The sequence below is a fragment of the Roseovarius autotrophicus genome, assembly GCF_018069895.1.
Lineage (GTDB): Bacteria > Pseudomonadota > Alphaproteobacteria > Rhodobacterales > Rhodobacteraceae > Roseovarius > Roseovarius autotrophicus.
Map to the genome: position 1 here is coordinate 64193 of NZ_JAGQDH010000004.1, position 14168 is coordinate 78360.

The following is a 14168-nucleotide window of genomic DNA, read 5'->3' on the forward strand; positions in this document are numbered from 1 at the left end:
TTTCGGCGCTGCTTTGCTTCTACCTTGGGCGAGAGGAGGATTCCACCATGCTGACACGTCTGGCATCTGCAACCCATGAAGAGGTTTACCGCGTCGAGGATCGCGCCAGCGGCCTGCGCGGGTTCATCGCGCTGCATTCCACCCGGCTTGGCCCGGCTGCGGGCGGCTTGCGGATGCGCGCCTATGACAGCGAGGAGGCCGCGCTTGCCGATGTGCTGAACCTTGCGCGCGGCATGAGCTACAAGAACGCGGCCGCCGGTCTGCCGCTGGGGGGCGGCAAGGCGGTGATCATGGGCGATCCCGCACGCGACAAGACGCCCGCGCTTTTGCGGGCGATGGGGCGGGCCATTGATGCGCTCGGGGGCCGCTACTGGACCGCCGAGGACATGGGGATGGCCCCCGAGGACATGGCAGAAATCGCGCGCGCGACGCGGTTCGTCGCGGGGCTGGATGCCGGCGCACATGCAAGCGGCGATCCCTCCCCGGTGACGGCGCGGGGCGTGCTGGGGGCGATGCGCGCCGGGGCTTCGCGGCTCTGGGGGAGCGACGATCTGACGGGGTGCAGCGTAGCGGTGCAGGGGCTGGGCCATGTGGGCTGGCATCTCTGCCGGTTGCTTGACGAGGCGGGGGCGCGTCTGGTGGTGGCCGATATGGACCCGGTGCGGGCAGCCGAGACGGTGCGCGCCTTCGGCGCACGGGAAGTGTCGCCCGACGGGATTCACGCGGTGGCGGTGGATGTCTTTGCGCCCTGCGCCATCGGCGGGGTGCTCAATGCCGCAACCATCCCCGAAGTTCGCGCGAAGATGATCTGCGGCGCGGCCAATAACCAGCTTGCCACGCCGGAGGATGCGGATGCGCTCCATGCGCGCGGCATCCTCTACCTGCCCGATTACGTGGCCAATGGCGGCGGCATCATCAACGTCGCCGCCGAGATCCTGCGGATCGGAGACCGGGGACCGTGGGTTGAGGAGCGGCTTGCCGCGATGCGCGTCACGATGGAGCGTCTTCTTGCGCGCGCGGCGGGCGAGGGTGTGAGCCCCGCGCCGATGGCCGACCGCATGGTGGAAGAGGCGTTGCTGGCGCGCGCGGGATGAATTGAGCGCGGCGCGCGGCTCTGCTAGGGTGGCCAAGGCTCGGAGGTCCTGCCATGCGCCTGCTCGTTTCGCTCGGAATGATGATCGCCCTGGGCGGCGCGGCGGCGGCATCCGAGACGCGACTGAGCGAGGGGGTGTCCCTCGCGCAGGGCAGTTTCAACACCGGCGGCGGCATGACCGTGGCGGCGGAGTTGCGGCGCACGTCGACGGGGGGCACGGCGCTTTGCGGCGTCTGGGCCGAAAGCGAGAGCCAGGCAGCCTATACCGCAGGCGAGGCGCGGCGGGTGCTGGATCACGCGAGCGTATCGGTCGGCGGGCGGCGGATCGCACAGGATCTGGGCTTTTTGCCGAAGATCGCGCCGCGCCTCGATTACGCAGGCGCGCCCGCGCGGTGTCGGCTGGTCGATCTGCCCTGGCGCGCCGGGCTTGTGCCCGAGGTGTTCCTGCCGCGTCGCGTGATTCAGCCGGGCAATCGTGACACCGGCAACAATCTGGTGCGGTTCGACCCGACCGGGGCGGGGGCGATGGCGGATGCGCTCGATCTTGTGCCGCTGGTGCGGCGCCACATCGGCCTGGTGCCGCTTTCGCCCGCAGCACGGGTGGTGGAGGGGCGTTACAGCAGCGGCGGCGGCTTGCGGCTGGCCGCCGAGATCGTTTCGGTGAACGGGCGTGCAGCGCTTTGCGGGGTGTGGTCGGACCTGCCGGGGCAGGTGCCGCAGACCGAACCGCTTGGGCGCGCGGTGCTGCGCGAGGCGGTTGTTACGCTTGGCGGGCGCGCGCTTTCGGTCGATCCGGGTGCGCTGCGGCGGGTGAGTGCGCGCGGCGATTACACGGGCGCCGCCGCGAATTGCCTTGACACAGGACTGCGCTGGATGCCGGCGCTTGGGCACGTGCAGTCTGGTATCGCGCTGCCGAACATTGTGGTCCATCGCAACACCACGCCACGGGGCGCGCAGGTCATCCGCTTTGCCCCGCGGGGCTGAGGCCGCCTATTGCGCCAGATGACAGGCCACGCGTGCGCCGCCAACGGCGCGCATCTCGGGGCGCTCGCGGCGGCACCGCTCGACGGCGATGGGGCAGCGCGGGTGAAAGGCGCAGCCCGAGGGCGGGTTGATCGGATCGGGAATCTCGCCCTTGGGCGGCACGATCTCGCGGCCAAACCCATCCATCCGGGGGGCTGCGGCAAAGAGCATCTGCGTATAGGGGTGGCGCGGGGTGGCGAACAGCTCGTCGCGCGGCGCCTCCTCGACCAGCCGCCCCAGATAGAGCACGCCGATCACATCGGCCATGTGCTGCACCACGGTCAGATCGTGGCTGATGAACAGATAGGTGAGGCCAAATTCCTCGCGCAGATCGCTCATCAGGTTGAGAACCTGCGCCTGCACGCTCACGTCAAGCGCCGATGTCGGCTCGTCGCAGACGATCACGCGCGGCTCTGACGCCAATGCACGGGCGATGCAGATGCGCTGTCGCTGGCCGCCGGAAAACTCGTGCGGGTATTTGTCGGCATCCACCGCCGCCAGCCCCACCTGTTCCAGCAATCGCTCGGCGAGGCCCTGCGTATCGCCGCCCTGCACCGCCACCGGCTCTTCGATGATGCTGCGCACCCGCCAGCGCGGGTTGAGCGAGGCGAAAGGATCCTGAAAGATCATCTGGATATCTGCGCGCACCCGCGCCACCGCCGCCGCATCGGCGGAATTGGCGAGGTCCACACCCTCGATCTCGACCGCCCCCGACGAGGGGCGCAGCAGGCCCACCACCATCTTGCCGATGGTGGATTTGCCCGATCCGCTTTCGCCGACAAGCGCATAGACGGATCTTTCCGGCACCTCGAAGGACACATCGGAAACGGCCGTGAGATGCGCCTTGGGCAGACGCTCGATCACGCGATTGAGCCAGGGTTTCGACACGTCGAAAACGCGGGTGAGGTTCTTCACCGAAATGAGCGCGCTCATGCCACATCCTCGCCGGCGGATTGCGTCAGCGGATACCAGCAGGCCGCGCGCCCGCCGCAGCCCGTGACCGTGGGCGCAGGGTCTTGGCGGCATTGCGCATCCGCCCGCTCGCAGCGCGGATGAAAGGCGCAGCCCTCGGGCAGCGCATCGAGGCGCGGCATCGCGCCGGGGATCTGGCGCAGGCGTCTTTGCCCGGCACTCGCCAGCGGGGTCGAGGCCATCAGCCCCGCCGTATAGGGATGGGATGCGGTCTGGATCACATCGCGCACCGGCCCGATCTCGGCCAGCCGCCCGGCATAGACCACCGCCACCCGGTCAGCGGCCTCGGCAATCACGCCCATGTCATGCGTGACCAGCATCACCGCCAGCCCGCGTTCGCGGCAGAGCCGCCGCAAGAGCGCCACAATCTGCGCCTGCACGCTCACGTCAAGCGCGGTCGTCGGCTCGTCGGCGATGACAAGTTCCGGCTCGGCGCACAGCGCAAGCGCGATCACCACGCGCTGCCGCATCCCGCCCGAAAATTCAAACGGATAAGAGCCGATGCGCGCCTTCGCCGCCGGGATACCCACCTCGTCAAGCGCGGCCACGGCGCGCCGCCCCGCCTCGGCCTCGCTCACGCCCAGATGCAGGCGGATCGTCTCCGAGAGTTGTTCCCCCACCGTCAAGAGCGGGTTGAGCGAGGTCAGCGGATCCTGAAAGATCATGCCGATCCGCTTGCCGCGAATGCGCCGCATCTCCTCGGGGCGCAGGTTGTCGATGCGCGCGCCCTTGAGCCGCACCTCGCCGCCGGTGATCCGCGCAGGGCGGTCCAGCAGACCGATCACGGCATTGCCGGTCATGGATTTTCCAGCGCCGGATTCGCCCACAACACCCAGCGTCTCGCCCGCCGCGATGTCAAAGCTCATCCCGTCCACAGGCCGCAGAACGCCGCGCCTTGTGGGGATTTCCACGGTCAGGTTTCGGACGGACAGGACGGGGGTGGTCATGCTGACGCACCTTTGTTCAGGTGAAGCATCACCTCAAGCATGACTTGGGATGCATGATCGAAGTTTTCTTTCTGATCGACCATCCTATCCTGCCACTTCATTCCATGGAACAGATTGCTTCGAAGCCTGTAGGTTATGACAAATGCTGCGTTCAGTGCAGCTTTATCATTATCAGGATTAAAAAGATCAATGTGTAACAAGTCGGATTTATCGCTAGCTTGGCAATGCAACGCATCCTTGAGACCTTCGCTGCAAAGCCCGTCATACCTGGCATGCCAAAATTGATAAGCCGCTTCACATCTTGGACCAGAAAAACCTTTATGTCTCAGGTGCGCGGCAAGTTTTCGGAGCTTCCCAGCATTCAGGGATTCAGAACCACTCAATATAATTGTCTTCTCTGATATCGTTCTTTCAAAACACGTCCATATAAGCGAAAATTCACGAATCGCTTCCTTGTCCTGCGCTTGAAGATCCCCATAGGGCGGAAACGCTTTCTCAAGTTCGATTGCTTCACTGACCATTTCAAACTTAAACTTTCTCAGGGGGATATTTCCAATTCATCGCAGCCTCGGGTTCAGCGCATCGCGCAGCCAGTCGCCCAGCAGGTTCACCGACAGCGCCAGCGCCAGCAAGGTAATCGCCGGGAACAGCAGGATCCACCACTCACCCGAGAACAGGAACCCCTGCCCGATGCGGATGAGCGTGCCAAGCGAGGGTTGCGTGGGCGGCGCGCCGACGCCCAGAAACGACAGCGTTGCCTCTGCGATGATCGCCAGCGCCAGCGAGATGGTGGCGATCACCAGCACCGGGTTGAGCACGTTGGGCAGGATATGCCGCAGCATGATCGAGACCGGCTTGCGCCCGATGAGCCGCGCCGCCTGCACATATTCGCGGCTTTTCTCCACCATGGTTGCGCCGCGCACGACGCGCGCGAACTGCACCCAGTCGCTGAGGCCAATGGCCAGGATCAGCACCCAGATCGCCATCTGGTCACGATGTTCGGGCGGCGTGATCCCCTTGGCGATGCCAAAGATCAGCATGGCGACCAGGATCGCCGGAAAGGTCAGTTGCACATCGGCCACGCGCATGATGATCGTCTCGGTCCAACCGCCGACATAGCCCGCCACAAGCCCCAGCGTCACGCCGATCACCAGCGCCAGCATCACCGCCGAGAACCCCACGAAAAGCGAGATCCGCATTCCGTAAAGGATGGTCGAGAACACATCGCGCCCCTGATCGTCGGTGCCCAGCAGGAACACCTCGCCGGTAAAGGCATTGGGCGCCATCGGCGCGGTAAACCCGTTCATCAGGTTGAGCGTGGCGGGGTCGAACGGGTTGTGCGGCGCGATGAGCGGCGCCAGCACGGCCGCCAGCACAAGGATCAGCACCACAGCGGTTGAGGCCATCGCCACGGGGGCGTGACGGAAGGACCAGATGAAATCGCTCTCCCATGCGCGGCGCAGGCGCGCGGGCGCGGCGGCGGGGGTGTTGAGGGCCTCGTCGCTCATGCCTTGGCCTCCGTGCCACGATCCAGCCGCAGACGCGGATCAATGGCGAAATAGAGCAGATCGACGATCAGGTTGATACCCACGAACATCACCGAAATCAGCATCAGATAGGCCGCCATCACCGGAATATCGACGAACTGCACCGCGTTGATGAAGAGAAGCCCCACGCCGGGCCATTGAAACACCGTCTCGGTGATGATCGCAAACGCGATGATCGACCCCAGTTGCAGCCCCGTCACGGTGATCACAGGCACCATCGTGTTCTTGAGCGCGTGGCGGAAATTGACCGATTTCTCGCGCAGGCCCCGCGCGCGGGCAAAGCGGATGTAATCCATGCGCAGCACCTCCAGCATCTCGGTGCGCACCAGCCGCATGATCAGCGTCATCTGATACAGCCCCAGCGTGATCGCGGGCAGGATGATCGCCTTCAATCCGCTTTCCGTCAGAAACCCGGTGGTCCAGCCGCCGAGGCGCACCACCTCGCCGCGCCCGAAACTGGGCAGCCATTTCAATTCGACCGCGAAAATATAGATCAGCAGGATACCGATGAGGAAGGTCGGCAAAGACACCCCGATGAGCGAGACGGTCATGATCACATTGGCCGCGACACCCCGCCGCCGGATCGCGGTAAAGACCCCAAGGGCTATGCCCCCCACCAGCGCCATGATCCCCGACACAAAGGCCAGTTCCAGCGTGGCGGGCGCGCGCTCGATCAATATATCGGTGACGGGCCGCCCCTGCCGATAGCTCAGCCCGAAATTGCCCTGCGCGGCCTGGGTGAGAAATTTCCAGTATTGCACCGGGAAGGGCCGATCAAGCCCAAGCTCGGCGGTCAGCCGCTCGATATCGGCCTGGGTGCGTTCCTGCCCCAGCATCGCATCGACCGGGTCGCCGACGAAACGGAACATGGAAAACGCCACCAGCCCCACGACCAGAAGCACCAGCACCGATTGCCCGACACGGCGTAGGATATAGGCCAGCATCGCGCACCCCTTGTGAATGGGCGGCGGCGTGAGTCCGCCGCCCGGTTTCGGTCACTTCATGGAGAAGTATTTGATCTTCGGGTCATCCTCGGGGCTGACCTCGATGCCGATCTTGTCCGTCATCCCCCAGTTCAGCACCTGATGGTGAATCGGCAGATAGAGCACCTCGTCCTGCACGACCTGCCAGATCTCGGCGATGGTGGCGTTGCGCTTGTCCAGATCGGTTTCCGACGACAGGCTCACGATCTTGGCATCAAGCTCGGGGTTGCTGTAGCCGGTGCCGTTCCAGCTTCCGCGCTGGTCGGTGCGGGTATGCGCGAGGAAGTTGAAGATATATTCGCTGTCATAGGTCGGCACGCCCCAGCCCAGCATGTAGAAATCCGTCCCGCCAGAGGAGATCAGCGGGAAATGCTGCGCCTTGGACTGGGCGTTGAGGTTCACCTTGACACCGATCTGGCCGAACATGCCGACGGCGGCCTGACAGATCGCCTCGTCGTTGATGTAGCGGTCATTCGGGCAATCAAGCTGGATCGAGAACCCATCGCCATAGCCCGCCTCGGCCATCAGCGCCTTGGCCTGTGCGACATCGGTCTCGGCCTTGTCCATCTCCTCGGTCCAGCCGTTGACAAAGGGCGGCGCGATCATGCCCGCGGGCTGGCTCTGGCCGCGCATCACCACCTGACGGATGGCATCACGGTTGAGCGCAAGGTTCATAGCCCGGCGCACGCGCACATCCGACAGCGGGTTCTTGCCCTCGACATTGTCGTTGGCGATGTCATCCGGCCCGAGGTTCATGCCGAAAAAGATCACCCGGTTCTGCGGTGCGGTCTTGACCACAAGGCCATCGGTGGCCGCGACGCGCGCAAGATCCTGCACCGGCACGTCCTGGATGAAATCCACCTCACCCGAGAGGATAGCGGCCACGCGCGTGGCGGCGTTCTGGATCGGCGTATAGACGATCTCGCTCACCTCAAGCGGGAACTGGCCCTTGCCCCAATAGTCCTCGTTGCGGGTGAGCACGGTCTTGACGTCCGGCTCGCGGCTCACAAGCTTGTAGGCGCCGGTGCCGTTGGTGTTGGTGGCGGCAAAGGTGCTTTCGCCCGCGTCCATGTTCTGCACCTCGACCGCGCCATTGGCCTCGGTCCAGCCCTTGTCCATGATGAACAGGTTGGTCAGGTTGGAAGGCAGGATCGGGTTCGGCCCGTCGGTGACGAATTCGACGGTGTGATCATCCACCGCGCGCACCTCGACGACCGAGGACAGCAATTCCTTCATCCGCGAATTGTCGGATTTGGCGCGGTTGATCGAGAATACCACATCCTCGGCGGTGAAATCCGCGCCGTCATGGTATTTGACGCCCTGCCGCAGGGTAAACACCCAGACGTTCGGATCATCCGCCTTGGGGGCCCAATCGGTCGCAAGTGCTGCCTCGAACGCGCCGGTCATGTCGCGGATGATGAGCGGCTCGTAAATCTGGTGCGCCAGCGTATGCGTCGGCCCCTCGTTCTGCGCGTGCGGATCGAGCGTGAGCGAATCCCCTGCCCTCGCCCATCTCAGGGTTTCGGCGCTTACGGGCAGGGCCGTCGAGGCCATCAGCGCGGCAAGCGCCAGTCCGGTCAGTCTGGTCATGGTGATCTCCCTTCGTGTTTCCTGGGCTCATCCGGCCCGGTGTGAGGCAAAGCCTAGCCGCGCCCCGGCGACGGGGCAAGCGCAAGCTGCGCGCGCGAAGGCGCGAGACACCCGCGCGCCGTCATCCCCGCGCGAGTGTTCTGTTCCGGCGCCCGAAGATCCTCTGGTCAAGCCAGAGGATGACGCGGTTTCTGGGGTCGTGGCGGGATTGCTCAATAATGCGGCGGGCGCTCGTCGCCGAGCACGATGCCGCCCTCGCCCTCGCGCGCGCGCTCGGCCTCGCGGCGGGTGAGCAGGGCCACCGCCGTGCGCAATCGCTCGATCTCGCGGTCCTGCCGCGCGACCACCTCGGAGAGGTCATCGACGGCGCGGATGAGATGGGCCAGTCTTTCCTCAATCTCGGTCATGGCACGGGATTACGCGGGCGCGCGAGCGCGGTCAACCTTGCCCCCGCCTGCCCCTTGGGCTAGACCGCGCCGCGAGTTCCCCGCGAAAGACCAGACCTCATGGCCAAACCCGTCAAGACCCCCCGCCCGAGGGCCGAGACCCCGAAGGGATTCCGCGATTATTTCGGCTCGGACGTGACCGAACGCGCCGAGATGCTGCGCCGCATCGCCGGGGTCTATCATCGCTACGGGTTCGACGCGCTGGAAAGCAGCGCGGTGGAGACCGTGGAGGCCCTGGGCAAGTTCCTGCCCGATGTGGACCGGCCCAACGAGGGCGTCTTTGCCTGGCAGGACGAGGACGAGAAATGGCTGGCGCTGCGCTATGACCTGACCGCGCCCCTGGCCCGCGTTTATGCGCAGCACCGCAACGATTTACCGACGCCTTACCGACGCTATGCCATGGGACCGGTCTGGCGCAACGAAAAGCCGGGACCGGGCCGGTTTCGGCAGTTCTATCAATGCGATGCGGATACGGTGGGCACGAGCAGCATGGCGGCGGACGCCGAGATATGCGCGATGCTGGCGGATGCGCTGGAAGAGGTGGGCATCGCGCGCGGTGATTATGTGGTGCGGGTGAACAACCGCAAGGTTCTCAATGGGGTGTTGGAGGCAACCGGCGTCTCGGACCCTGACCAACAGGCCGCTGTTCTGCGCACCATCGACAAGTTCGACAAGGTGGGCGAGGCAGGCGTGCGCGAGTTGCTGGGCAAGGGGCGGCTCGATGCCTCGGGGGCCTATATCGACGGGGTGGGGTTGTCGGATCAGCAGGCCGTGCCGGTGCTGGCCTTTCTCACGTCCAGGGGCGCCGATCCTGTCGAGACACTCGGCAATCTGCGCACAGCGGTCGGCACATCGGAGACGGGGCGCGCAGGCGTTGACGAGTTGGAGGAAATCGCCTCGCTGCTGGAGGCCCAAGGCTACGGCCCTGACCGCATCGTCATCGACCCTTCCGTCGTGCGCGGCCTTGGCTATTACACCGGTCCGGTCTTTGAGGCGGAACTGACCTTTGAAATCCTCGACGAAAAAGGTCGCCCGCGCCAGTTCGGCAGCGTGGCAGGCGGCGGGCGCTATGACGATCTTGTGGCGCGGTTCACCGGACAGCAGGTGCCCGCCGTGGGCGTCTCGATCGGCGTTGACCGCCTGCTGGCCGCCTTGCGCGAAAAGGGCCGCATGGGTGGCGAGGCGCAAGGCCCGGTGGTCGTCACCGTGATGGACCGCACCCGCATGGCCGAGTATCAGGCCATGGTCGGCGAATTGCGCCGCGCGGGCATCCGGGCCGAGGTCTATCTCGGCAACCCCAAGAATTTCGGCAACCAGATGAAATATGCAGACCGGCGCGGCAGCCCGGTGGCGATCATCGCGGGCGAGGACGAATTCGCGCGCCGCGTGGTGCAGGTCAAGGATCTGATCCTTGGCGCTAGAATCGCCGAAAGCGCGACGCTGGAGGAATGGAAGGACCGCCCGAGCCAAACCGAGGCACCGCGCGAGGCACTTGTGGACACGGTGCGCAATATCCTGTCGGAGCACGTCTGATGATTGAACGTGCCGCGATCCTTGCCGAGGCCACACGCCTGCGCGGTATCTTCGAGACGGCGGGGGCCGTGCCCGTCGAAACCCCGATCCTGCAACCCGCCGAGGTTCTGCTTGACCTCTACGGCGAGGATATCCGCGCGCGCGCCTATGTGACCTCTGACACGTTGCGGGGCGAGCAGATGCTGCGGCCCGATTTCACCGTGCCGGTGGTGCAGATGCACATGACCCACGGGGCCGAACCCGCGCGCTATACCTATGCCGGCGAGGTGTTCCGCCGTCAGGAAGAGGATGCGCGGCGGGCGAACGAATATATCCAGGTGGGGTTCGAGATCTTCGCGCGCGAGATGCCGGAAGCGGCTGACGCCGAGGTGTTCGCGCTCATCTGCGATGTCTTGCGCCCGCTTGGCCTGCGCGCGGCGACCGGCGATATCGGCATCCTGATGGCCGCCGTCGGGGGGCTGCGCACGACCGAGGCACGCAAGGCTGCGCTCCTGCGCCATATCTGGCGGCCGCGCCGGTTTCGTGCGCTGATCGACCGCTATGCGGGCCGCATGCCGGTGCCCGAGGCGCGCGCGGCTCTGCTCGCAACGCACGACCCACTGGCCGGGGCGGGGCCGCTGATCGGGCTGCGCGGAGCCGACGAGGTTGCCGCCCGCATCACCGCCCTGCGCGAGGATGCAGCAGCGGGGCCGCTCTCTGGGGCGGAGGTGGCGTTGCTCGACGCGCTTCTGGCGGTGCGCGAGACCTCGGACAACGCGCTCGAGCATCTGCGCGATATCGCCGTGGACCTGCCCGCGATCCTGCCCGCCGTCGAACGGTTGGCGCGGCGGCTCGACGCGCTTTCCGCGCGCGGGCTTGATATCACGCGGCTTGATTTCGAAGCGAGCTACGGGCGCACGCAGATGGAATATTACGACGGTTTCGTGTTCGGATTTTACGCCGAGAACCGCCCTGACCTGCCACCGGTGGCGACCGGCGGGCGCTATGACGCGCTGACCCGGCAGCTTGGGCAGGGACGTGAGATTCCCGCCGTGGGCGGCGTCATCCGCCCCGGTCTGGTGCTAAGCTTGGGAGGTGCGGCATGAGCCTCAAACTGGGCGTGCCGTCCAAGGGACGGCTGATGGACAAGACCGTGGAGTGGTTCGCGCGGCACGGGATCGCCCTTGGCCGGTCCGGCTCGGATCGGGAATATGCGGGCTATGTCAGAGGGATAGAGGGGGTGGAACTGATCCTTCTGTCCGCCGGTGAAATCCCGCGCGAACTGGCGGCGGGGCGCATCCATCTGGGCGTGACCGGCACCGACCTCGTGAGAGAGAAGCTCGGCCAATGGGAGCAGCAGGTAGAGGAACTGGCCGAACTCGGCTTTGGCCAGGCCGATCTGGTTCTGGCCGTGCCTCAGGCCTGGGTAGATGTCTCTTGCCTTGACGATCTGGACGCCGTGGCCGCCGCGTTTCGGCGACGGCACGGGTTTCGCCTTCGGATCGCCACGAAATACCACCGGCTTGTGCGCGATTTCCTGCGCGAGAACGGGGTGGCGGATTATCAGCTTGTGGACAGCCAGGGCGCGACCGAGGGCACGATCAAGAACGAAACCGCCGAGGCCATCGCCGATATCACTTCGACCGGCGACACGCTGCGCGCCAACCATCTGAAGATCCTCGACGATGGTCTCATCCTGAGATCACAGGCGACGCTCTACCGGGCGCGCGCGGCGGCGATGACGGATGAGATGCGGGCAACGCTGGCCACCCTCAAGGCGCAGCTTTCCATCGACTGAGCGAACGAAACGGGCGGCCCCGAAGGACCGCCCGCCGGAAATCGGCCTGGCCGCTCGGGCTCAGAACCGGAAGGTAGCGCGCGCCTGAAGCGTGGTGGCATCCACGTCCGTGTTGGCGTTGCCAAAATCGTCGAACTCGTGATAGAGCAACTCGCCGCCGAGCGAGAACTGATCGGTGATCCGGTGCTCATAGCCGCCACCGATGAACCAACCGTCATCGCTGCCGAGGTTGTCGGTATCGGCCCAGGCATAGCCGCCGGTGCCGTAGAGCAGACCGCGTCCGATCTTGGGGCCAGCGCGCAGCTTGACGCGAAACACTTCCTCGACGCTGGCATTGGCACCCGAAAGACCGATATCGGCGAAGTCGTAATCAAGCCCAGCACCCAGAACCCAGTTGCCGAAATCATAGTCATAACCCACGACGATACCGCCGATGATATCGTCGCCATCAACGCCACCGATATCCGTATCGACCCAGGCATAGCCAAGCTGGCCACCGGCGTAGAAACCGGTCCAGTTCGGGGTGACGGGGGCCACCGGGACGGGGGCCGTGATTACCGGCTCTGGTGCAGGCGGCGTGATGTTGCCCGCAAACGCGGGAACCGCCAGAAGGGTGGCCACTGTCGCAAGTGCCGTTGTCGTCTTCAACATGGTTCTTCCTTTCATAGTCCTGTTCATGCGGGCCAAGAGAGGAGGTGTTGGCCCGAAAACACGGCTTTCACCGTTGGAGTTCATATCGGTTCACACGGGCAATCGGGCAAGGGCGCGGCCCGCAAACGCGGCTCACGAGCCTGTAAATGGCAGGAGATCGCTGATTTTATGAACGAAAGCGGGGGATTCCCGCGCGTTGCGTTGCCAAGATGCAACGGATTGGCATTTCCCGAGGCGGAACCCCTTGAACGAAAAGGCGGGCCCGCTGGAGGACGGACCCGCCTTCGCCGCTGCGCGGCCTTCCGGTCAGAAGCGGAAGGTGGCGCGGACCTGCACGGTGGTCACATCGACATCGTTGCCGGTGCCGTCAAACCCGTCGAACTCGTGGTAGAGCAGTTCGCCGCCGACCGAGAACCGGTCGTTGACCATGTATTCGTAGCCGCCACCGATGAACCAGCCATTCTCACTGCCCATGTTGTCACTGTCGGCATAGGCATAGCCGCCGGTGCCGTAGAGCAATCCGCGCCCGATCTTGGGACCGGCGCGCAGCTTGACGCGGAAAATCTCTTCGAGCGAGGCATTAGGCGCGATGTCGATATCGGTAAAATCGTAATCGAGCGCACCGCCGAGAACCCATTGGCCGAAATCGTGGTCATAGCCGAGGGTGACGCCACCGATCACGCTTTCGTCGCTGCTCTCGAAATCGGCGTCCCCGAAGGCCACGCCCAACTGGCCGCCGACATAGAAGCCGGTCCAATTGACGTCGCCGCCGATGGCACGCCCGCGAGTCGAGAAGACCGAATTGGTGCTGCGCGAGACCTCGGACTGGCCGTCAAAGCTCAGGTCGGTCGAGACGGGATAGCCGGTCGCCTGCGGAAAGGCGGGGGCGCGCGCCGTGTCCGAGGCGTTCTGGGCAAGGGCGGGAGAGGCGAGGGCGAGAGAGGCGGCAAGGGCCGGGAGCAAGAGACGCATGGGTCTGTCCTTTCCATTCTGCATGGGGCAAGGATGGAGCCCGGGGCGGATTGTCGCAATGAACGAAGCAGTCGCGGCGCATCAAGCCGTGGTGAAGGCTCCGTGTGCCACCTCAGATCACGCCGATCTCGGCCAGCGCGGCAGAGAGGGCGGGGGGCAGGCTCTCTTCGTTGCGACGCGCGCGGCCAAGATCGGGCGGGGCATCGCGCGCCTCCAGATAGCGCCAGCCCTGAAACGGGCGTTTTTGCGCCGTGGCGGTGCGGATCAGCCCTGGCTCCAGCACGATGGCACAGCGGCGGATGCCGTCGCCGCCTGTCACCTCGTCAAGTCGGAGAATGCTCTGGCGGCATTGCACGAGACCCTGGATCACCCAGTAGACGGAGCCGCCATCGAGGATGTCCGCCGCGCGCTTGGGCCACATCCGCGTGACGTGGCGCGGCAGCCCGTCCGGGCCATGCGTGCGCGGATCGCGCTGCCAGGCGTCGAGGTCCTCCACAGAGGTGGTGCCGACGCTGAGTTTGATGAGATGCAAGGCCAAGATGCGATTCCCCCGATTGGCAGATAGGGTAGTGGAAATGGCGGGGGCTTCAAGCTATTGTGGGTGTCTGGCCTGACACCCCGCCCGAGGAACCGC

Annotated in this window: 15 protein-coding genes; 5 read left to right on the plus strand and 10 right to left on the minus strand. The window is 65.3% G+C overall.

Features of this window, described 5'->3' with window-relative positions:
• Window positions 1-47 precede the first annotated feature (47 nt).
• Window positions 48-1094 (plus strand): Glu/Leu/Phe/Val family dehydrogenase, encoded by a 1047-nt coding sequence (locus KAK09_RS06405; RefSeq protein WP_210878097.1) that lies wholly within the window; start codon window positions 48-50, stop codon window positions 1092-1094.
• Window positions 1095-1147: 53 nt separating this feature from the next.
• Window positions 1148-2077, plus strand: a complete 930-nt coding sequence (locus tag KAK09_RS06410; protein WP_210878098.1) for an orotidine 5-phosphate decarboxylase — start codon at window positions 1148-1150, stop codon at window positions 2075-2077.
• Between the two features lie 6 nt (window positions 2078-2083).
• Here the strand turns inward: KAK09_RS06410 and KAK09_RS06415 are convergent, their stop codons facing one another.
• The 7 genes from KAK09_RS06415 to KAK09_RS06445 form a co-directional block, all read right to left on the minus strand.
• A complete protein-coding gene (locus KAK09_RS06415; protein ID WP_210878099.1) occupies window positions 2084-3049 on the minus strand; it encodes an ABC transporter ATP-binding protein in 966 nt (321 codons plus the stop codon).
• A complete protein-coding gene (locus KAK09_RS06420; protein WP_210878100.1) occupies window positions 3046-4035 on the minus strand; it encodes an ABC transporter ATP-binding protein in 990 nt (329 codons plus the stop codon). Before KAK09_RS06420 ends, KAK09_RS06415 begins: the two co-directional genes overlap by 4 nt.
• The gene (locus KAK09_RS06425; protein ID WP_210878101.1) at window positions 4032-4556 is read right to left on the minus strand and encodes a hypothetical protein; all 525 of its coding nucleotides are present in this window, start codon (window positions 4554-4556) and stop codon (window positions 4032-4034) included. Before KAK09_RS06425 ends, KAK09_RS06420 begins: the two co-directional genes overlap by 4 nt.
• 36 nt (window positions 4557-4592) lie before the next feature.
• Window positions 4593-5543 carry an ABC transporter permease gene (locus KAK09_RS06430; protein WP_210878102.1) on the minus strand — a complete coding sequence of 317 codons (951 nt, stop codon included), beginning with the start codon at window positions 5541-5543 and terminating at the stop codon, window positions 4593-4595.
• On the minus strand, window positions 5540-6526 hold the full coding sequence (locus KAK09_RS06435) for an ABC transporter permease (RefSeq protein ID WP_210878103.1): 987 nt from the start codon (window positions 6524-6526) through the stop codon (window positions 5540-5542). The genes KAK09_RS06430 and KAK09_RS06435 overlap by 4 nt, the downstream gene beginning before the upstream one ends.
• Window positions 6527-6577: 51 nt before the next feature.
• Window positions 6578-8155, minus strand: coding sequence for an ABC transporter substrate-binding protein (locus KAK09_RS06440; protein ID WP_210878104.1), 1578 nt, complete (start codon window positions 8153-8155; stop codon window positions 6578-6580).
• A 212-nt stretch (window positions 8156-8367) separates the two neighbouring features.
• A complete protein-coding gene (locus KAK09_RS06445) occupies window positions 8368-8562 on the minus strand; it encodes a SlyX family protein (RefSeq protein WP_210878105.1) in 195 nt (64 codons plus the stop codon).
• A gap of 99 nt (window positions 8563-8661) precedes the next feature.
• On the opposite strand from KAK09_RS06445, the gene hisS reads away from it, so the two are divergent.
• Genes hisS through hisG form a run of 3 tightly spaced genes read left to right on the plus strand, consistent with a single transcriptional unit; the run spans window position 8662 to window position 11911 of the window.
• Window positions 8662-10134 (plus strand): histidine--tRNA ligase, encoded by a 1473-nt coding sequence (gene hisS / locus KAK09_RS06450; RefSeq protein WP_210878106.1) that lies wholly within the window; start codon window positions 8662-8664, stop codon window positions 10132-10134.
• Window positions 10134-11219, plus strand: a complete 1086-nt coding sequence (locus KAK09_RS06455; RefSeq protein ID WP_210878107.1) for an ATP phosphoribosyltransferase regulatory subunit — start codon at window positions 10134-10136, stop codon at window positions 11217-11219. The genes hisS and KAK09_RS06455 overlap by 1 nt, the downstream gene beginning before the upstream one ends.
• Entirely contained in the window at window positions 11216-11911 is a 696-nt protein-coding gene (gene hisG / locus KAK09_RS06460; RefSeq protein WP_210878108.1) for an ATP phosphoribosyltransferase, read from the plus strand. The genes KAK09_RS06455 and hisG overlap by 4 nt, the downstream gene beginning before the upstream one ends.
• Window positions 11912-11971: 60 nt before the next feature.
• On the opposite strand, the gene KAK09_RS06465 is transcribed toward hisG, so the two are convergent.
• From KAK09_RS06465 to KAK09_RS06475, 3 genes are all read right to left on the minus strand, one after another.
• Window positions 11972-12562, minus strand: coding sequence for an outer membrane protein (locus tag KAK09_RS06465; RefSeq protein WP_210878109.1), 591 nt, complete (start codon window positions 12560-12562; stop codon window positions 11972-11974).
• 306 nt (window positions 12563-12868) lie between these two features.
• Entirely contained in the window at window positions 12869-13534 is a 666-nt protein-coding gene (locus KAK09_RS06470) for an outer membrane protein (RefSeq protein ID WP_210878110.1), read from the minus strand.
• 112 nt (window positions 13535-13646) lie between these two features.
• Window positions 13647-14072, minus strand: coding sequence for a DUF1489 family protein (locus KAK09_RS06475; protein WP_210878111.1), 426 nt, complete (start codon window positions 14070-14072; stop codon window positions 13647-13649).
• Window positions 14073-14168 lie beyond the last annotated feature (96 nt).